Source organism: Cochleicola gelatinilyticus, from assembly GCF_001637325.1.
GTDB classification, from domain to species: domain Bacteria; phylum Bacteroidota; class Bacteroidia; order Flavobacteriales; family Flavobacteriaceae; genus Cochleicola; species Cochleicola gelatinilyticus.
Genome location: NZ_LRXL01000026.1, coordinates 1,223,328 through 1,241,811, shown reverse-complemented (window position 1 = coordinate 1,241,811; position 18,484 = coordinate 1,223,328). Strand labels below are relative to the sequence as shown.

General features: G+C 35.8%; 19 protein-coding genes. 5 read left to right on the top strand and 14 right to left on the bottom strand.

The annotated features are described in order from the left end of the window. Nucleotides 1-1,552: choice-of-anchor L domain-containing protein (locus tag ULVI_RS07625; RefSeq protein WP_197463484.1), on the bottom strand; the 1,552-nt coding region annotated here is incomplete at its 3' end. Between the two features lie 75 nt (nucleotides 1,553-1,627). Here ULVI_RS07625 and ULVI_RS07620 point away from each other — a divergent pair. The 5 genes from ULVI_RS07620 to ULVI_RS07600 all read left to right on the top strand — a co-directional run bounded on the left by ULVI_RS07620 (nucleotide 1,628) and on the right by ULVI_RS07600 (nucleotide 6,647). Continuing rightward, on the top strand, nucleotides 1,628-2,560 hold the full coding sequence (locus ULVI_RS07620) for a NifU family protein (RefSeq protein ID WP_068591298.1): 933 nt from the start codon (nucleotides 1,628-1,630) through the stop codon (nucleotides 2,558-2,560). Between the two features lie 117 nt (nucleotides 2,561-2,677). Next, nucleotides 2,678-2,878, top strand: coding sequence for a dodecin family protein (locus tag ULVI_RS07615; protein ID WP_068591296.1), 201 nt, complete (start codon nucleotides 2,678-2,680; stop codon nucleotides 2,876-2,878). 135 nt (nucleotides 2,879-3,013) lie between these two features. After that, nucleotides 3,014-5,065 carry a thioredoxin domain-containing protein gene (locus ULVI_RS07610; RefSeq protein WP_317039828.1) on the top strand — a complete coding sequence of 684 codons (2,052 nt, stop codon included), beginning with the start codon at nucleotides 3,014-3,016 and terminating at the stop codon, nucleotides 5,063-5,065. A 6-nt stretch (nucleotides 5,066-5,071) separates the two neighbouring features. Continuing rightward, complete coding sequence (locus tag ULVI_RS07605) at nucleotides 5,072-5,923, top strand: mechanosensitive ion channel family protein (RefSeq protein ID WP_068591294.1); 852 nt, start codon at nucleotides 5,072-5,074, stop codon at nucleotides 5,921-5,923. 4 nt (nucleotides 5,924-5,927) lie between these two features. Beyond that, nucleotides 5,928-6,647 (top strand): hypothetical protein, encoded by a 720-nt coding sequence (locus ULVI_RS07600; RefSeq protein ID WP_157632580.1) that lies wholly within the window; start codon nucleotides 5,928-5,930, stop codon nucleotides 6,645-6,647. Nucleotides 6,648-6,702: 55 nt separating this feature from the next. On the opposite strand, the gene tsaB is transcribed toward ULVI_RS07600, so the two are convergent. The 13 genes from tsaB to ULVI_RS07535 all read right to left on the bottom strand — a co-directional run bounded on the left by tsaB (nucleotide 6,703) and on the right by ULVI_RS07535 (nucleotide 18,442). Then, entirely contained in the window at nucleotides 6,703-7,362 is a 660-nt protein-coding gene (gene tsaB / locus ULVI_RS07595; protein WP_068591290.1) for a tRNA (adenosine(37)-N6)-threonylcarbamoyltransferase complex dimerization subunit type 1 TsaB, read from the bottom strand. Nucleotides 7,363-7,366: 4 nt separating this feature from the next. Next, nucleotides 7,367-8,641, bottom strand: a complete 1,275-nt coding sequence (locus tag ULVI_RS07590) for an efflux RND transporter periplasmic adaptor subunit (protein ID WP_068591289.1) — start codon at nucleotides 8,639-8,641, stop codon at nucleotides 7,367-7,369. Nucleotides 8,642-8,643: 2 nt separating this feature from the next. Then, a complete protein-coding gene (locus ULVI_RS07585; protein ID WP_157632579.1) occupies nucleotides 8,644-10,110 on the bottom strand; it encodes a TolC family protein in 1,467 nt (488 codons plus the stop codon). A 62-nt stretch (nucleotides 10,111-10,172) separates the two neighbouring features. Then, nucleotides 10,173-11,327, bottom strand: coding sequence for an efflux RND transporter periplasmic adaptor subunit (locus ULVI_RS07580; protein WP_068591286.1), 1,155 nt, complete (start codon nucleotides 11,325-11,327; stop codon nucleotides 10,173-10,175). A 33-nt stretch (nucleotides 11,328-11,360) separates the two neighbouring features. Beyond that, nucleotides 11,361-12,626, bottom strand: coding sequence for an ABC transporter permease (locus ULVI_RS07575; RefSeq protein ID WP_068591452.1), 1,266 nt, complete (start codon nucleotides 12,624-12,626; stop codon nucleotides 11,361-11,363). A gap of 1 nt (nucleotide 12,627) precedes the next feature. Further along, a complete protein-coding gene (locus ULVI_RS07570) occupies nucleotides 12,628-13,872 on the bottom strand; it encodes an ABC transporter permease (RefSeq protein ID WP_068591284.1) in 1,245 nt (414 codons plus the stop codon). Then, nucleotides 13,865-14,602: an ABC transporter ATP-binding protein gene (locus tag ULVI_RS07565; RefSeq protein ID WP_068591282.1), complete on the bottom strand. Its 738-nt coding sequence runs from the start codon at nucleotides 14,600-14,602 to the stop codon at nucleotides 13,865-13,867. The genes ULVI_RS07570 and ULVI_RS07565 overlap by 8 nt, the downstream gene beginning before the upstream one ends. Nucleotides 14,603-14,746: 144 nt before the next feature. Beyond that, nucleotides 14,747-14,977, bottom strand: a complete 231-nt coding sequence (locus ULVI_RS07560; protein ID WP_068591280.1) for a hypothetical protein — start codon at nucleotides 14,975-14,977, stop codon at nucleotides 14,747-14,749. 4 nt (nucleotides 14,978-14,981) lie between these two features. Next, complete coding sequence (locus ULVI_RS07555) at nucleotides 14,982-15,512, bottom strand: DUF420 domain-containing protein (protein ID WP_068591278.1); 531 nt, start codon at nucleotides 15,510-15,512, stop codon at nucleotides 14,982-14,984. Between the two features lie 2 nt (nucleotides 15,513-15,514). After that, nucleotides 15,515-16,207, bottom strand: coding sequence for an SCO family protein (locus ULVI_RS07550; protein WP_068591276.1), 693 nt, complete (start codon nucleotides 16,205-16,207; stop codon nucleotides 15,515-15,517). A gap of 21 nt (nucleotides 16,208-16,228) precedes the next feature. After that, nucleotides 16,229-16,876 carry a hypothetical protein gene (locus ULVI_RS07545; RefSeq protein WP_068591274.1) on the bottom strand — a complete coding sequence of 216 codons (648 nt, stop codon included), beginning with the start codon at nucleotides 16,874-16,876 and terminating at the stop codon, nucleotides 16,229-16,231. Nucleotides 16,877-17,055: 179 nt separating this feature from the next. After that, nucleotides 17,056-17,439, bottom strand: a complete 384-nt coding sequence (locus ULVI_RS07540; protein ID WP_068591272.1) for a cytochrome C oxidase subunit IV family protein — start codon at nucleotides 17,437-17,439, stop codon at nucleotides 17,056-17,058. Nucleotides 17,440-17,461: 22 nt separating this feature from the next. Next, the gene (locus ULVI_RS07535; RefSeq protein WP_068591270.1) at nucleotides 17,462-18,442 is read right to left on the bottom strand and encodes a cytochrome c oxidase subunit 3; all 981 of its coding nucleotides are present in this window, start codon (nucleotides 18,440-18,442) and stop codon (nucleotides 17,462-17,464) included. Between the last annotated feature and the right edge of the window lie 42 nt (nucleotides 18,443-18,484).

Here is an 18,484-nt window from a genome sequence, read left to right as displayed (position 1 = left end):
CAACTTGAGTGTTGAGAATCTCAGCATCTTTGCTTCGTAAATCATAAACCTCAACACCATCCTGATCGGTATCGCATACCAAATAAGAATCGATAGGATCTGTGATCATAGGAGCCATGTCCACACGAAGGTCTAGTTCTACTATATCAAAACAACCATACGTTGTCTCCTCTAAACGAGCATAAATAGTTTGAATATCTGGCTCTGTATTTTCAAAAATCGTAGGATTGGTAATTGGAAAATTACCCGATTGTGCTGTAGCTTCTGTTCGAAAATAGGTCACAGTAGTACTGGGTTGACCATTTTGAATCTGCGCATCACGGATCGTAAGATCGAATTCGGCAAAACCATCGTTAGGAATGGTGTCGCATGCAATTATTAAGTCGGGCTCAACAGCAGTAGGCTGCGGAGCAAATTCGACAATAATTTCATCTGTTGCAATACATCCTCCATCTATAGATGCTTCAAGTTGGTACGTTCCAGAATTATTGATGGTAATAGTACTTGAGGTTTCTCCTGGCAATATGTTAAAATCCATTGTAACCGGATCTAAAAAATACCATTGATAGCTCGTGTTTAATGACGGTAAAACGCCAATTTCAAAATCTTCTCCTTCACATGGAGCATTCCCTGCATTAAGAGTAAAATCATCTCCTAGATTAACTCCAATGTTAAAACTACCCGCATTAAAAAAAACAGCAGAATCGAAAGAAGTATCTCCTCGATCTGCAATTACCATTTTTAATTCATAGGTTTCACCGGGAGTTAAATTAGCCTGTGCAGTGAGCGATTGCGTATATCCGTCAAATTCAATTTCGTTCGCATTGTTAGTTCCACTATTACTAATATAAAGCTCGGGGAAAAAATTAGTGCCTTCAATTTCAGTTCCACAGGTAAAAGACCCATCATGGATGGAAAGTGTACTCACCGGAATTCCATCAGAGCCTGGAACAGCAGCTATATTTGTTCCACCAAAAACAGTTCCTGAATCATTTGGAATGCCCGGACCTCGTAATAAAAAAGCAAATCCATCCCGATATTGACTATCACATTCAAAATCATTTTCATATTCTTCTGAAGCGAAAATAAAATCGAAACTTATTTCACTAATTACTGGTACAAAAGAAAATTGGAAGATGGTTGCATTATTGGTGGGTTCGTTATCGCCACTTTGTAGGTCAAGGATGGTTTTTAGATCAGGATCTCCTCCCCATCCAATACCCGTACCCGTAGTTCCAGTTTCTGTATTAGGACCTTGAGCATCTTTGGATAGCCCGGTTGACAAAATTACTCCAGAAGCAAATGGGAAGTTAGTACCAGTCGCATCAAAATAACCCCAACTTCTGTTCGCAATATTTGCTGTACCCTCCGGATTCTCTTGAAGCAATTGGAAATTAACATCACCGCAACCTTCTCCCCCAATTAAAACTTCGGTTATTAATTCTTCGGGAGTAAAGTTAGTTTCAGGTGCAGCAGCATCATTTACTATAATCGATTGCCCAAACCCCACAAAACAAATTAAAAAAGATATTAAGAGTATTAATTTCTTCATAAAAAACAATTACGCACCCAAATATATCGAATACCTTAGCTTTATTTTTATAATTTTGCAAAAAATAGCTATAGCATGTCTCAATTTAACATTACCATACAACCTACAAAAAACGAAAATATTATAAAATTTGTTGCAGATTCTTTTTTAACACAAGCTTCGAGTTACGAATTTAAAAATATTGATGACGCAAAAGACAGTCCCATAGCGCAACAATTGTTCTATCTACCTTTTGTAAAAACGGTTTATATTTCTCAAAATTTTATTGCCATAGAGCGCTATAATATTGTTAGCTGGAACGATGTTCAGGAAGAAGTTGCCACTTCTATTTTAGAATATCTTAATAGCGGAAAACCAGTAATTAACGCAGGGGTAGTTACTAAAAAAGTTCCCGTTACGGTCTATGCAGAAAGCACTCCGAACCCTTCGGTAATGAAATTTGTTGCTAATAAGCCTTTAGTGACTGGTGTTTTTGAGTTTAAAAGTATTGATGACGCAGCCGAAGCTCCTCTAGCCTCAGCTCTTTTTAATTTTCCTTTTATAAAAGAAGTTTTTATTAGCGCCAACTATGTTTCAGTAATGAAATACAACGTAGCAGAATGGCAGGAAATTTCTATGGAAATCCGTGAATTTATACGTGTGTATATCGAAAACGGAAAAACAATTTTAAACGATTCACTGCTTCAGAAAGGGGATGTTTCTACTTCTTCTTCCGAAGAGAAAAAAACTACTGGAGTTTCTTCCGAAGCAACTCAAACTAATTATAGTGATATCGACAAAGAAATTATGCAGATACTCGATGAGTATGTAAAACCTGCCGTAGCTAGTGATGGTGGTAATATTGCTTTCGATTCTTTTAATGAAGAAACCAAAACGGTTCGGGTAGTACTTCAAGGAGCTTGTAGTGGTTGCCCTTCGTCTACAGTCACGCTTAAAAATGGTATTGAAACTATGTTAGTTGAAATGCTAAATGGTCGTGTTGCTTCTGTGGAAGCTATAAACGGATAAGATCGTTTTACTTTATTGGAGTATCTACCTTTCTTCGGAAACCTTTAACGATATTTTGAGATATTTTCGTGTTTGAAACCCGTATCTTGAATTTCTAACTTAAAAAAACCTGATACAATGGGAGTTATAAAAGTAATTGAAGTAATGGCAAATTCTACCGAAAGTTGGGAGGATGCTACAAAAAAAGCTGTAAAACACGCGGGAAAAAGCGTAAAGAATATGCGTTCAGCATATGTTAATGAACAGAGCTGTATTATAAATGGTGATAATGTCACCGAATATCGTGTGAACGTGAAAATCTCATTCGAAGTAAGTTAATCTGTTTCAAATTAAATTGTAAATGCGCTTTTGAACTTTCAAGGGCGTATTTATTTTTATATGTATCGATCTTTCCACTTATTTTTTTTAATTAATTTACTACTCACTTCTTGTACGAGTCCTAAAAAAGATCCTGTGTCTATTACCAATCCTACACATACCAATGCTTTAATTTCTGAAACAAGTCCGTACCTGTTACAGCATGCTCACAATCCAGTAGATTGGAAAGCCTGGAATGCAGAGACGCTTCAGAAAGCCAAAGAAGAACAAAAATTAATGATTGTTAGTATTGGGTATGCTGCTTGCCATTGGTGCCATGTAATGGAACACGAAAGCTTTGAAGATGAGGAAGTGGCGTTGGTCATGAATACAGATTATATTTCAGTAAAAGTAGATCGAGAAGAACGCCCAGATATTGATCAAATTTACATTAACGCCGTTCAGCTTATGACTGGGCACGCGGGATGGCCACTCAATGTAGTCACCCTTCCCGATGGTCGGCCTATTTGGGGAGGTACCTATTTTAAAAAGGAACAATGGATCGATGCCTTGGAACAACTACAAAAAGCATACAAAGAGCAACCTGAAAAGCTGGAAGAGCATGCAACCAAATTAGAGGCGGGAATTAAAAACATGGATCTTATTGCTTTAAACACAGAGACAGTTTCTTTTAAAAAAATTCCTACGAATGAAATTGTATCAAATTGGTCTAAAAATTTCGATCCTCGTTTTGGAGGATTTAAACGAGCTCCAAAATTCATGATGCCAAACAATTGGCATTTTTTACTGCGGTATGCGGTTCAAAATAACGATGAAGAAGTAAAAAAACAGGTGTTAGTTACGTTAGACCAAATGGCGTACGGTGGTATTTACGACCAAATAGAAGGTGGATTTTCACGATATAGTGTTGATGAAAAATGGCATATACCTCATTTTGAAAAAATGCTCTATGACAATGCTCAACTAGTAAGTTTGTATAGTGATGCTTACCTCGTGACGCATAAAAATTTATATAAAGAAATTATTGAAGAAACGCTCTCTTACATAGCCACAGAGATGACGACCAATGAAGGCACTTTTTATTCTTCTCTCGATGCAGATAGTAAAAATTTAGAAGGAACATTAGAAGAAGGAGCGTACTACGTTTTTACAAAACTAGAATTGCAAGAACTACTCGGAGATGATTTCCCTTTGTTTGCAGAGTATTATAATGTAAATAGCTTCGGAAAATGGGAGCATAACAATTATGTTTTAATTCGCGATAAAACGGATGCTGAAATTATCAAGGAATATGCGATCACTTCGGAAGGATTTCAGAAGAAAAAAAAATCTTGGAAATCTATATTAACTGCACACCGGAAGCAACGTGCTAAACCAAGACTCGATGATAAAACACTTACTTCTTGGAACGCCCTTATGCTAAAGGGTTATGTGGATGCATATAAAGCGTTACAAAAACCCGAATATCTTACTTCAGCTATTAAAAATGCCCGGTTTATTTCTGAAAAACTAACCAATACTAACGGAAGGATTTTTCATAATTACAAAAACGGAACTGCATCAATAAACGGATTTTTGGAGGATTACGCTACTGTTATCGAAGCCTACATAGCGTTATACGAGGTGACTTTAGATGCTACTTGGCTCTCGAAGTCTAAATCACTAACAGAATACACTTTTCAACATTTCTATGATGAAGAAAAAGGGATGTTCTATTTTACTTCTAATGAGGATGCTGCATTAGTAACTCGCACGTTTGAATACCGCGACAATGTAATTCCGGCTTCCAATTCGATCATGGCGAAAAATTTGTTTAAACTTTCTCGCTATTTCGAAAATGAAATGTATGCAGAAACAGCCAAACAACAATTAAAAAATATACTTCCTGAACTAGAAAAATATCCTTCTGGTTTTTCAAACTGGATGGACTTATTAGCCAACTATCAACATGATTTTTACGAAGTTGTGGTGGTAGGCGAAAATGCTTCAGAAAAAATTAAAGAATTAAATCAGCACTATATTCCCAACAAAATTATTGCTGGAAGCACCACTGAAACTGACGAACCTTTACTGAAAAGCCGCTATGTGGATGATACAACATTTATTTATGTTTGTGTAAACAACACATGCAACCTTCCCGTAACCGAAACTAAAATTGCTTTAGAAACACTAAAAAACACAGATTAAAATTTTATGGAAAAGTTTAATAACATTGATGTTTACATCGAAAAATATGGACAAAAATTAATCGATTTTCTGCCGAACGTCGTCGCAGCTATTTTAATGCTCGTTATTGGATTTTGGCTTATTAAAATGATTAATAGAGTAGTAAATAAATTTTTTAAAAAGAAAGAATACGATGTTACCCTCGAAAAGTTTATAGCCAGTCTTATAAGTTGGGCATTAAATATCATACTTTTTGTTTTAGTAATTACTCAATTAGGGGTTGAGTCTGCTTCACTAGTAGCTATAATAGGAGCAGCTGGGTTAGCAATTGGGCTTGCTTTACAAGGTTCTCTAGCAAATTTTGCAGGAGGGGTACTAATACTATTATTAAAACCTTTTAAGGTTGGACATTTTATTTCTGCCCAAGGAGTAGATGGAACGGTAAAAGAGATTTCTATTTTTAATACAAAAATTAATACGTTTGGAAATCAGGAGGCTGTGATACCCAATGGAAAATTATCCAACGATAAAATTATAAATTATACTGTAGAAGGTGTTCGAAGAGAAAATCTCATCTTTGGTATAAGTTATGATGATGATGTGCGTAAAGCCAAAGATATTTTATTAAATTTAGTGATGGAACAGGAAACGGTTTTGAAGATAGAAGGCAAAATGCCGATGATTGTACTCGCAGAATTAGGCGATAGCTCGGTGAATTTATCGTTACGCTATTGGGCTTCAAACGATGATTTTTGGAACATACGTTGGTATACTCTTGAAGAAGGAAAGTCCAGATTAGAAGCCGCCGGAATTACGATTCCATTCCCGCAACGTGATGTGCATCATTACAATTTAGATAATCAATTACAAAAACAATAATCTTATGTATTTCAAACTTATAACAGTTTTACTATGCTGCATGACACTATGCACAGTTAGTGGGCAAAATTATACCAATTCTAATTTAGATATATTCAACCAAGTCCATTTAGCTACAGGATTAACGTACAATAACAATCCAATAGAAACCTATGATGGCTCCCCATACATGAATGATAATTTTCTTGAAGGAAAAATTTATTTAAACGACTCTTTGGTAGAACAACGGGTTTTATTAAGACATAATATTTATACTGATGATATGGAGGTAAAGGCTCCTTTTCGAGGAGATACTAAAGAAAAATACAGTGCACTTTTTAAAGACGAATCTGTATCTGCAGAAATATTGTTTCAAAAATACCAGTACTTTCCAAATTTCGACAATGAATCTAATGGAGCTCGTGGGGCTTATTTAATAATTATAAATAAAGGCGCTCCTTACACTTTACTTCAAAAAAATGATGTGATTTTTAGACCTGAAATTGTTGCTAAAACCCCTTATGACGAAGAGCGAGATGCGTTTTTCGAACAAATCAAAACCTACTACCTCTTAAACACGGACGGCACTATGACTGCGGCCCCAACTTCAAAATCTAAGTGGTTTCGATTATTTGAAAATCATAAATCTGATTTGAAAAAGTTCTTCAAACAAAATGATATCAATTTCGATGAAAAACAAGATGTAACTAAGTTAGTTAACTTTATAAATCAACTAACAAAATAGGTAAGCGTTAGGCTACTAGTTTATTTGAAAATTCTTTGTCAGAATAATAATCCTTTTATCCCCCTACAAAGTCTTTAAGATAATAGGGCTCAAAATAAGCTACGCCTTCAAATTGTTTATGACCGAATTTAGCTTCAACTAATGAAGCCATTTGGGTTGCCGAAGGCATTGCTTCTTCTATAAACAAGGCGTTCGCATGTTTACAAATTGCTTTGAATTTGGCTATCCCATTTCCTATAAAATGAACATTGCCTTGTTTAAGATATTCTAAAAAAGAGTTTTCAGTTAAAATTTCTGCCTGCGTCTCTCTTTCTTCTGAATAATCACTTTGAAAAACTGCCGAATATACCTCCATACGACGCGCATCTAACATGGGAATAATAACTCCAGAGGTTGTTTCAACTTGATGCGCTAGCGACGCTAATGTAGGCACAGAAATGAGCGGAAGATCGAGCGCAAAACACAATCCTTTTGCTGTAGAAACTCCAATTCGCAAACCTGTATACGAACCAGGACCTTTGCTAATAGCAATTGCATCGAGTTTACTCTTGCTAATTCCAGATTCTTTTAAAACCTCCTCAATAAATAGGTGCAAACGCTCGGCGTGTGAATACTGTTTGCTCGTATCTTCACGTAAAGCAACAACGCTTCCGTTTACCGAAAGCGCTACAGAACAATTTGTAGTTGCTGTTTCAAGACACAATATGGTTGCCATATATTTACTCTTTTTTAGTTTCTTCGGAAGCAACTTCTACTTTATCTCCTGTAGTAAGTAATTTAGTTACTGTGTTATAAGGTCCTGTAATAACATTTTCACCTTCAGATAACCCAGAGGTAATTTGAATATTCGAATCATCTTGAATCCCTGTAGTAACAACACGAAGCTTAGCCTTGCCCCCATCCTTAACGAATACGCATTCAAATTTTTCTGAAGCAGCATTTGTTTTCTCTTTTCTAAAACTCTTTTTTGTTGCAGTAGTGTCTGTCTTAATAACGATTGCACTTATGGGCACCCCAATTACATTATTTTTTTTATTGGTGATAACATCGACAGTTGCGGTCATTCCAGGACGAAAAGGAGAATAACTCTCAGGTTTACCTTCAATTAAATCAATGTAAGACTCAGGTAAAATACGAACCTTTACTTTAAAATTGGTAACTTGGTCAGCAGTAAGGGTACTTTCTGCAGAATTTGCAATTTCTGTTACAATTCCTTTAAACTCTCTCTTTAGATAAGCATCTACCTCGACTATGGTAGAATCCCCTACAGAAACTTTTACAATATCATTTTCATTTACGTCTACCTCAACTTCCATATTCTGCAAATTGGCTACTCGTATTATCTCGGTTCCTGCCATTTGAGCAGTTCCAACAACTCGCTCTCCCAACTCTACCGATAGTTTCGATATAGTTCCGCTCATAGGAGCAAAAATTGTTGTTCGGGACAGATTATCGCGGGATTGCTTAACGTTTGCGGCTGCACTTTGAACATTATAATATGCCGACTTAACATTAGCTTGAGCTACTTCGTAATCTGCAATGGCACGATCCCATTCAGACTTTGAAATTACTCCTTTATCAAATAAAGAGCTATTACGTTCGTAATTTGCCTTGGCATTTTTTAAACTTGCTTCCGCTTGAGATTGTTGTGCACGAACATTTTGCAGCCCTGCTTGTGACTGGCTTACCGCTGCTTGAATTAGATCAGGATTAATTTTTACCAAAAGATCGCCCTTCATTACTTGCTGACCTTCTTTAACAGGAAGCTCTATGATCTCTCCCGATACTTCTGAAGATAGTTTTACCTCTACTTCAGGTTGAATTTTACCAGTAGCAGCAACTTTTTCGATAATATCTATAGGTTCAATTTTAGTGATTTGTACTTGTTCAAAATCACCCCCACTACCAAACCAACCTGCTTTTTTTCCAACAATAAGTAGAATTACCGCAAGGACAACAAGACTGATAATCCAGATAAGTGTATTTTTTTTCATAGTTAAAATTTTAAGTCAGTAGCCGATATTCCAAAATATAATTCTAAAACTTTTAATTTAAAAATATAATCGTACTTCGCTCTGTTCAGTTCTATGGTTGCATTATCGAATCGTAACTTACTCTGACTGAAATCAAATGCATTTGTTAACCCTACATCGTAACGGTCTGTTGCATATTGATATGCTAATTCTTGAGAATCCAAGGCCGCTTTTGCCGCTTCATATGTTTTTAACGCCCCCTTTGCATCTACGTATGCTTGGTATACATTACTTTCTAAATCTAATTCGGCTTGCTCTAATTGAAATTTACTGCGCTCTAAATTGATTTTACTTCGTTTTACACTTGCTTTAGTTTGAAATCCATTTAATACAGGAATACTTAAACGTAATCCATAACCAATACCATCATTTTGATAGATTTGATCAAACAATGGGTCTGCCCCAACTTCTTGGGAGATGGTATTTGGAACTTGGCCCACAACTGTTTGTCCTGTTTCTTGAACAACACCAATTTCTTCGATTGTAAATGGATTGTCTTGATCTAAGTTCTGAATAAATGAGCTCGCATCCGAATATCGAGTGTCATACCCAAAAAAGGCTGATAAGGTAGGCAAATAAGCTCCTTTAGCAATCTGAATATCTTTTTCCGCTAACGATACATTGCTCTCAGCAATTTTTACTTCACTTCGTGTTTCTTTAGCATTATTAATTATTTTTGAAACAGAGTTGTCTAGTATTTCTTCGCTTATAATTTCGTAATCATCTTCAGCAATATCAAAATTTTCATAATCTTTAATGAGCAGTAACTGTGCTAAACTAATAAGTGAGATTTGAACTGCATTTTCTGATACCGCAATATTTTGATTGTCCAGTGCATTGGTTGCTTGTATTTCTAACAAATCACCTCTTGGTAATACTCCTGCGTCAACTAGTTGCGTAGTGCGATCTATTTGTGCCTGCGTTACCTCGTTCTGTGATTGTAAAGCTTTTAAATTTGCTTTATTTAACAATACTTGCAAATAAGTGTTTGCAACCAACAATGCGATATCGTCTTTCATTTTATCAAGTCGATACTGACTTGCCAATTGAGATATTTCTGCACGTTGGGCTTGACGAACATTTCGCAACCCATCAAAAAGAGTATACCCTACGGTTATATTCCCTGTTCCAGAAAGGAAAGTAGTAGTTTGTGCATTATTGGTAATTGGGTTAAAACTAAGTCCAGTACTTTGAGAAACAGAACCACCAAGATTTATTGTGGGTAGAAAGTTTCCAATTGCAGTTAGTTTTTCAATATCCGCCTCCTCAGTATCTAACTGACTTTGCTTAACTGAGATATTATTCTCTAATGCATAGGCAACACATTCCTGTAATGTCCATTGCTTGGTTTGCGCATTAAGCTGTACTCCTATAAAAAGGAAAAAAAGTAAACTTCCTAGTGGCTTCATAATTCCTGTTGGTTGTTTCATTTGTATTCTATTTACTGAATGTGTTACACTTAAAAGAAAATTAATTTTAAAGATTTGAATTGTTAAAATCCTGGAGCAGCTTTTATTTGGTTCCAGACCTTTACTTTATCTTCCTTCGTGATTCCACTTATTACCTCCACATGAATTCCATCACTAACTCCTAATTCAATATCTTTTCGTTCAAACTCTTGATCTCCAGTTTCCACTTCAACAAAAGGCTTTTGAGTTTTTGGATCGTATTGCACCAAACCTTCTTTAATTGTTAATACACTATCCGCTTTGGCTAGAATAATAGATGCATTTGCACTTAAACCTGCTCGAATAAATGTTGTTGTATCTAATTTTTTTAAAGTCCCCTTAATTTCAAATTGGATCGCTCCATTTTCGGTAACCCCTTTAGGTGCAATATAATCTAGAACAGCATCGAATTTCATATTTTCAATAGCTCCAACGGTAATTTCCAACGGCAATTCTTCTTTAATTTTTCCAACTTCACTCTCATCCACTTTCCCTTCAAAAATCATTTTATCTACATCAGCAATCGTTGCGATAGTTGTTCCGTCATTAAAATTGTTCGATTCGATAACTTGATTTCCTGTTTTTACTGGAACATCTAGCACCATACCCGACACAGTTGCCCGAATTTCTGTATTCGCTGAAGCTCCTAATCCACTAGTTGTCCCAGTTTTTACTATGTCGTAATTTTGTCGAGCTCCCGTAAGTGAAACTTGTTCCTGCTTGTACCGCTGTTGTGCTTGGTCATAAGATAACTGCGCATTATCAAATTCGTTCGCAGAGATTACTCCTTTTTCAAAAAGTCCTTTCTGGCGATTATAGATGCTTTTTGCATTTTCGAATGCTAATCGAGCAGTTTCAACTTGAGTACGAATACTATTAATATTGTTCTTTGCGCTGGTTAATGAAGATACGTTGGGTACAACTTTTACTTTTGCAATAAGGTCACCACTCTTAATAATATCGCCTGCTTCAACAAATATCTCATCGATAATTCCCGAAATGTTAGGTTTAATTAACACCTCCTCTTTTGGTACAATACTCCCGGTAGCTACTGTTTTTTTAACGATAGATCCGATAGATGCATTTTCTGTGGTATATACTATAGGGTCCTCAGAATTCTTTGACCAAAGCCAATACATAGACCCTGCGAAAAGCACCAAAATACCAACGAGTATTACAATAGTTCCTGTTTTTTTCATTTTATTCGTATTCAATAATTAGTTGTTAGTTTTTTATTCTGTTCGTAACGCGTCAACGGGCTTAATACGAATTGCATTCTGTGCCGGAATTAAACCGGCAAGCAACCCGGAAACAATTAAAATAATAAGCGCTACAAATACGACTCCGATATCGACCGAAGGATTTAAAAACATCATTTCACTTGTATCCATTCCCGCCATTAACGAATTCACCAAAGCCAGAACACCAGAAGCCAAAACAATTCCTGCCATTCCTGAAATGATTGTTAAAAAAATAGATTCTAAGAGTATTTGTGCTCTAATTGCCCAAGGAGTTGCTCCCAGTGCCCTTCGAATACCTATCTCTTTAGTACGTTCTTTTACAACAATTAGCATAATATTACTTATTCCAATAATACCCGAGAGCAACACCAAGATCCCTACAAAATATGCTACTGCATTTAGCGCTATGAACAATCCGTTAATTTTACTAAATTCTTCATATAAATCGAAATTACCTACAGCGCGATCATCATCGGGATGTATAGAATGTCTTGTTTTAATAACATCAAACACCTGACTTTTAAGTTCTGTTATAGAAGCACCATCTTGTGCTGTGACTGCCATCCAGCCCACAACTTCTCCCATGTTAAACGCTTGAGAGAAGGCTGTAAAAGGGACGAAAATTTCTTTTTGTGCTTCTTCAGCATCTCCGCCTCCTTGACTTTTCTTTTTGTATGTTCCAATCACCATGAAGTTAACACCATTGATTTTTATATACGTACCCAACACCTCTTCTCCTGGATCGTACAAACCTGTTTTTACAGACTCCCCAATAATGGCAACTTTACGATTCTCTTTAATGTCTGAATAATTCACAAACCGCCCAGAAGTAATATCCATAGGTTGTTGTTGAATAATTTCTGGATAATCTCCATACACATTATAGGCTCCTGTTTTTAGACCACGTACCACATTGTTTGCTCCACGAAAGCCTCCTAACTGATTTCTGGGGGATACGTATCGAAGATTAGGAACCGATTGTTTAATAGCTTCCACATCACCAATTTTAAAGTTATAACGACGTCCTTTAGGAAGCCCTTTATAAGGTTTCGATGCAGTTTGAGACCACATAAACATGGAGTTTGTAGCCATCCCAGAAAAGCCTTGTTTCACTCCATTTTCTAAACCATTTCCAGCAGCAAGAAGAATTACTAGTATAAAGATTCCCCAGAGTACCCCAAATGCCGTAAGAAGTGTTCTAAACCAATTAGAACTTAGCGCTTCAATAATTTCTGACCAACTATCTCTACTGAAAATTTTACTCATCACGTAAGGCTACTATAGGTTTAATATTGGCGGCTCGTCTCGCTGGGAAAAATCCTGCCAAAGCACCTGCTATAATTAATATTACGACAGTAGTAATAGCAACTCCAAAATCGACTGAAGGATTTAGCAGATATTCACTCTCTATAAGGGGCCCTACAATTTCTAATAAGAAAAGACTGAAAATAAGTCCGAAAAATCCCGCGATCGCAGTTACAAAAATCGATTCGTGTAAGATCATCCCAATTATAGACATAGGCTGGGCACCAATGGCTTTGCGAATTCCAATTTCTTTGGTTCGCTCTTTAACAATTATAAGCATGATATTACTTACCCCAACTATTCCAGCAATAATAGTACAAATACCAACACCCCAGAAAAAACCTCGAATCATAGCAATTAGATCAAAAAATCGCTTGGCATTTTCGAGGGTATTATTAATATTTATCGCTCGTTCATCGGTTGGAGAAATTGTGTGTTTTTGTTTTAAATCGGTCTCTAATTGAGCTGAAAATGCTTCCGAAGCCGCTAGTGCATCTTCAAATTTGTCTTGTGGCTGTAAGGAAAACACTAAAGAACGTAATTTCTCACCAGCGTTATACACACGTTGCGCGGTAGTTAATGGTATAAATATTCGAGTTTCTTCACGTTCTCCTCCAGGATCGGTATAGACCCCTATCACTTTATACTTAATGCTATTAACCTGAATATATTCTCCAATTGCATTGCTGCCTTTAAATAAATCCAAATAGACGCGATTTCCTAAAACAGCTACTTTCTCATAATTATCGAGATCCTGCTGATTTATATATCTCCCAGCAGTTAAAGTTTCATTTTCTAAAAATTGGTAATCTCCTCTTACTCCTTCTACACGATAGCTTCCGTTCTCATTCTTATAGGTCGTTAATTGCCCCCAAAGACTATATAGCCCAGATTTATATTCTAATTGATCCTCATTTTTTTGTTCGGCAAGTTCGTAATCCTGATTGTCCATTTCTATGCGCCGCCCAGGGTTTAATCCCTTGTAACTTTCAGAAGTAACTCCCGTCCAAACACTAATTCTATTCGCGGCATCATTTTGAAATTGCTGACCGATTCCATTTTCCATGCCTTGCCCTATAGCTAACAAGATCACTAAAATAAAAATTCCTGAAGCGACAGAAAGTCCCGTTAAAAAAGTGCGTAACTTATTTTTACGAATTGTCTCAAAAATTTCTTGCCAACGTTCTATATTAAACATGATTTGCTCTTTTGGCTTGCTCTTGTCTTTCTTTGGCTTCTTTTGCCCGAACTTGCGATACTACAGAATCGTCTATAATTAATCCATCTTTTAAATTTACAATTCGTTTGGTCATGTGTGCGATATCATCTTCGTGAGTTACTACTAAAATTGTTTTACCCTCATCATTAATACCTTGAATGAGTTCCATAACCTCGTAAGAAGTTTTGGTGTCTAGCGCTCCTGTAGGTTCATCTGCGAGTAAAACTTTAGGATCACTCGCTAACGCTCTAGCAATGGCTACACGTTGTTTTTGACCCCCAGACAATTCATTAGGATGGTGCTCTGCCCATTCTGCTAGCCCTACTTTTTCAAGATAGTGCATAGCTTTTTCCATTCGAATGTTTCGTTTTACTCCTTGGTAATAAAGAGGCATAGCAACATTATCGACGGCCGTTTTATAGTTTATTAAATTGAATGATTGAAATATAAATCCAAGAAACTGATTTCGATATTTGGCAGCTACCTTTTCATTAAGATTTTTTATTGTCTTTCCGTCAAGGTTATAACTTCCCTCATCTGCTTCATCAAGCATACCAAGTATATTTAACAGAGTAGATTTTCCCGAACCGGACGAACCCATAATGGAAACCATTTCACCTTCTGAAACTGAAAAATTGATTCCTTTTAATACGTGTAGGGAATTACTCCCCATATGATACGATTTATGTAAGTCTTTTATTTCTATCATTATAGGCTACTTAAAACAAAATAACTGCAGTAAATCTGAGTTTTTGTATACTTATTATACGACTTACTTTAGCTGGTTAGTGAAAGTCTTTTACATAAGACTAATTGCGGGGAAATTTGTTACAACTAATATGTGAAGAAACTGTTAATTTTCTTCGGCTTTTGCTTTCTTACGACTTTTATATATTGCATACCCAATACCTCCAATTAATAGATAAGGGAAAATCATAAGATATATAATACCATTATTAATCCCTTTTGCCGCTTGCCCACCTTCTTCACTCTCTAATACTGCACGACACATGGCACATTGAGCTTCAGCAGGAGCTATAACTATTACTAGAAGAATCGCAAAAATGAAATAACTTTTTTTCATATTATTAATAATATGGGGAAATCATTACATACACAATTACACCTGTTACGGCAACATACAACCATAGCGGGAATGTAATTCTGGCAATTTTTCGATGGTTTACAAAATCTCCAGAAATTGCTCGTACGTAGGTTATTAATACAAAAGGTATTACAGTAATTGATAGTAAAATATGAGAGATTAAAATGAAAAAATAAATATATCTTAATGCTCCCTCTCCTCCGTAGGAAGTGGAATCTGAAGTCATATGATAAGCAACATACATTACAAGAAATAATGCAGATAAAATTATTGCTGTTTTCATTAACCGTTCGTGGTTCTTACGATTCCCACTTTTAATTTGAATAACTGCAGCTACCAATAGAATTGCAGTTAAGCCATTGATTGTAGCATAAATAGGAGGCAAAAAGCCTAAACGTTCTACTCCTGGAATTCGGACAGTAAAGAGAATCGCAACTGCTATTGGAATTGCGATAGATAATATCCAAATCCAAATTTTATATTTTTTTGAATTGTTCTGCAGCGTTTGTGACATGGTTACAGTAATTTTTTAATATCTTCAATAAGCATTTGTATTCCCGATTCTTCCAACCCATTATAATAAATTATGGGGTTTCCATTTTCATCGATACGGCATTGTATATTTCCTTCTTTGTCAACTAAAGCAAACATACCAGAATGTTCAAAACCACCTTCCGCCTCTTCATTTTCAACCGCATATAATTTAAATCCTTCGTTAGAAAGGGTCATTACATCCGACTTATTGCCCGTTAAGAAATTCCAGTTAGGATGATTTGCGCCGTAGCTTTCTGCATATGCTTGAAGTACTTTTGATGTATCGTAAGTAGGGTCGATTGAAAATGATGCAATTCCGAAGTCATCATTATCTTTAAACGCTTCTTGAACATCGAGCATATTATCGGTCATGATAGGGCAAATGCTTGGACATGTTGAAAAGAAAAAATCGATTACATAAACTTTACCATCGTAAAATGAATTAGTGATGGTGTCGTTATTTTGATTCACAAACTTAAATTCTGGCACTTTATTCATAACGACCATCGCTCCTTCTTCAAAGTCTGTAGGTGAATCGTAATTACCTACATTACTCATTCGTGTATCTTCAACTACGCTATGCCCTTTTAAACGTTTTACGATTTTTGGAATAAAGATAATTCCGAAAACCAAAATAATGAAGGACAGCCCGATGTATGAATATTTATTTTTCATTGTACCTAGTTACTTGAAGAGTTAGATTTTTCTTCTTGCATTGTTATTCTTCTTTAATGCCAGCCTATATTCGGCTAGCACTACTTTAATGTCGTCGGTCATTTTATTATTAATTTCTGCAATATCTCTAGAATCGAACCCATAGAGTGTCCCGTCATCTTCATCGTCGCTACGTCCGCGGAGATTGCGATCTTTGTCGATAATAAATACAAATGGTGATGCAGTATTGTTGTCTAAAGAATACTTAGTGTCTAACGAGTTAAATGTTTTTTCAATTTCTTCAGAAGTACCGAAAGCAAATTTCCAACGATCCATACTTTCAATTTCACTTAACTTTTCTTTTAATTCTTTTGCTTGAGCTTGGCTTCCTTCAGGCAACAAAATTACAAATTGAAAATCTTCGAATTGATGATTTTTCACGTAGATTTTATGAGCTAAATTAAAGGCATATGCTTTATTAGCCAGAAGGTCTTTTCCGAAGAAACCTAGGACAGTAATGTTATTTTTTAACTGCACTTTATTGCCTTCGGAAGTCTGAAAAGAAGTAATTTCAGAAACATTCGCTGTAACAACAGGTAGTTTTGCAAAGTTGTTCACTCCAGAAGCAAAAAAAATATATGCTGTAATAGGAAGCAGAAACAGTACACCAAGCACCAGATATTTTTTCATAACGAAGGCTTCAATTTAAATGCAAAAATAAGTGAGGCTGCAAGGAAAAGCAATGTTTGAGCGTTAAATTTTATAATATAAAGTATCCCGTAGTATACGCTCTTTTGAAGAGAGATTTCTATTCACTTACACGCATAAAAAAACCCTCACTAGGAGGGCTTACTTATTTCAAATTTTGCTTAAAAATTAAATTTTATATAGTTGTTTCTATATACCTCATAAATATAGTCCCCTTCAATAAGAAGAATAAGAACTAAATAGCATATTAAGAAGATTGCTGTCCAAACCACAGAGCGTCGTAAAGAAGATTTCTCATCTCGCATGTGCATAAAGTCCCAAGTAATATAATAGGCCTTTACCAATGTTAAAATAATAAAGATCCAGTTTAGCAATTTCATTGCTAAAAAGGTTTGATCCATAAGGAATGCTGGTTTAACAATTCCTAGTGCAACCTCAATAATAGTTACAATGGAAAGAAAAACAAATACCCCCCAAATTTTTGCTACGTTACTTTTAAATTTAAGTGTACCTCTAAATATCGCTAAATTATGATCGTGTGCCATGATGTTCTAAATACTGTTTTGCTTATACAAGATAAAAGAAGGTAAATACAAATACCCAAACTAAATCGACAAAGTGCCAATAAAGACCTACTTTCTCTACCATTTCGTAGCTACCTCTACGTTCGTATGTCCCTATTACCACGTTAAAGAAAATTATAATATTAATTAGAACTCCCGAGAATACGTGAAAACCGTGGAATCCTGTGATAAAGAAAAAGAAATCTGCAAATAACGGATGTCCATATTCGTTATGCTTTAAGTTCGCTCCTTCAACTACGAACGCTGATTCGTTAATAATTTTCTGAACCGACTCTTCTCTCGAAAGTACGATTTGATGACCGTTTTCATCTTTATATTGGGTTCTAACCAATAAATTATCGTTTGCTAAAAATCCCGCCTTAATTTCCTCTACTGAAAAAGAGCTTTGTGTATCTTCAGCTTCATACCAAACACCATTCTTAGCAACATGAGCATCTCTAGAAGTAGGAATATTAGTTGCAAAATCTGCAATCGCTACACGTTCTCCTTCGGTATCTAAAAATTGAAGAATACGTCCACCTTTTGTTTCAACCGCACCATAATCACCTTTTATAAAAGTTGCCCACTCCCAAGCTTGAGAACCAACAAAAACCGCTCCTCCAATAATGGTAAGAAACATATAGATAATTACTTTATTCTGTTGCATTTTATGTCCTGCATCTACAGCTAACACCATAGTTACAGAAGAGAAAATAAGTATAAAGGTCATGAATGCCACATAATACATAGGAGCATCTACTCCATGTAAAAAGGGAAAGTGAGTAAACACTTCATCGGCAATTGGCCAGGCGTCAACGAATTTAAATCTTGAAAATCCATAAGAGGCAAGAAATCCAGAAAAAGTTAAGGCATCAGAAACGATGAAAAACCACATCATCATTTTACCATAACTGGCTCTTAACGGCTGGTTTCCACCACCCCAGGTCTTTCCTTCGGTACCTGTTTTAGCAACAGTAGCTTCCATACAAAGAATTAGGTTTTATTTAAGGTTCAAAAATACGGTATT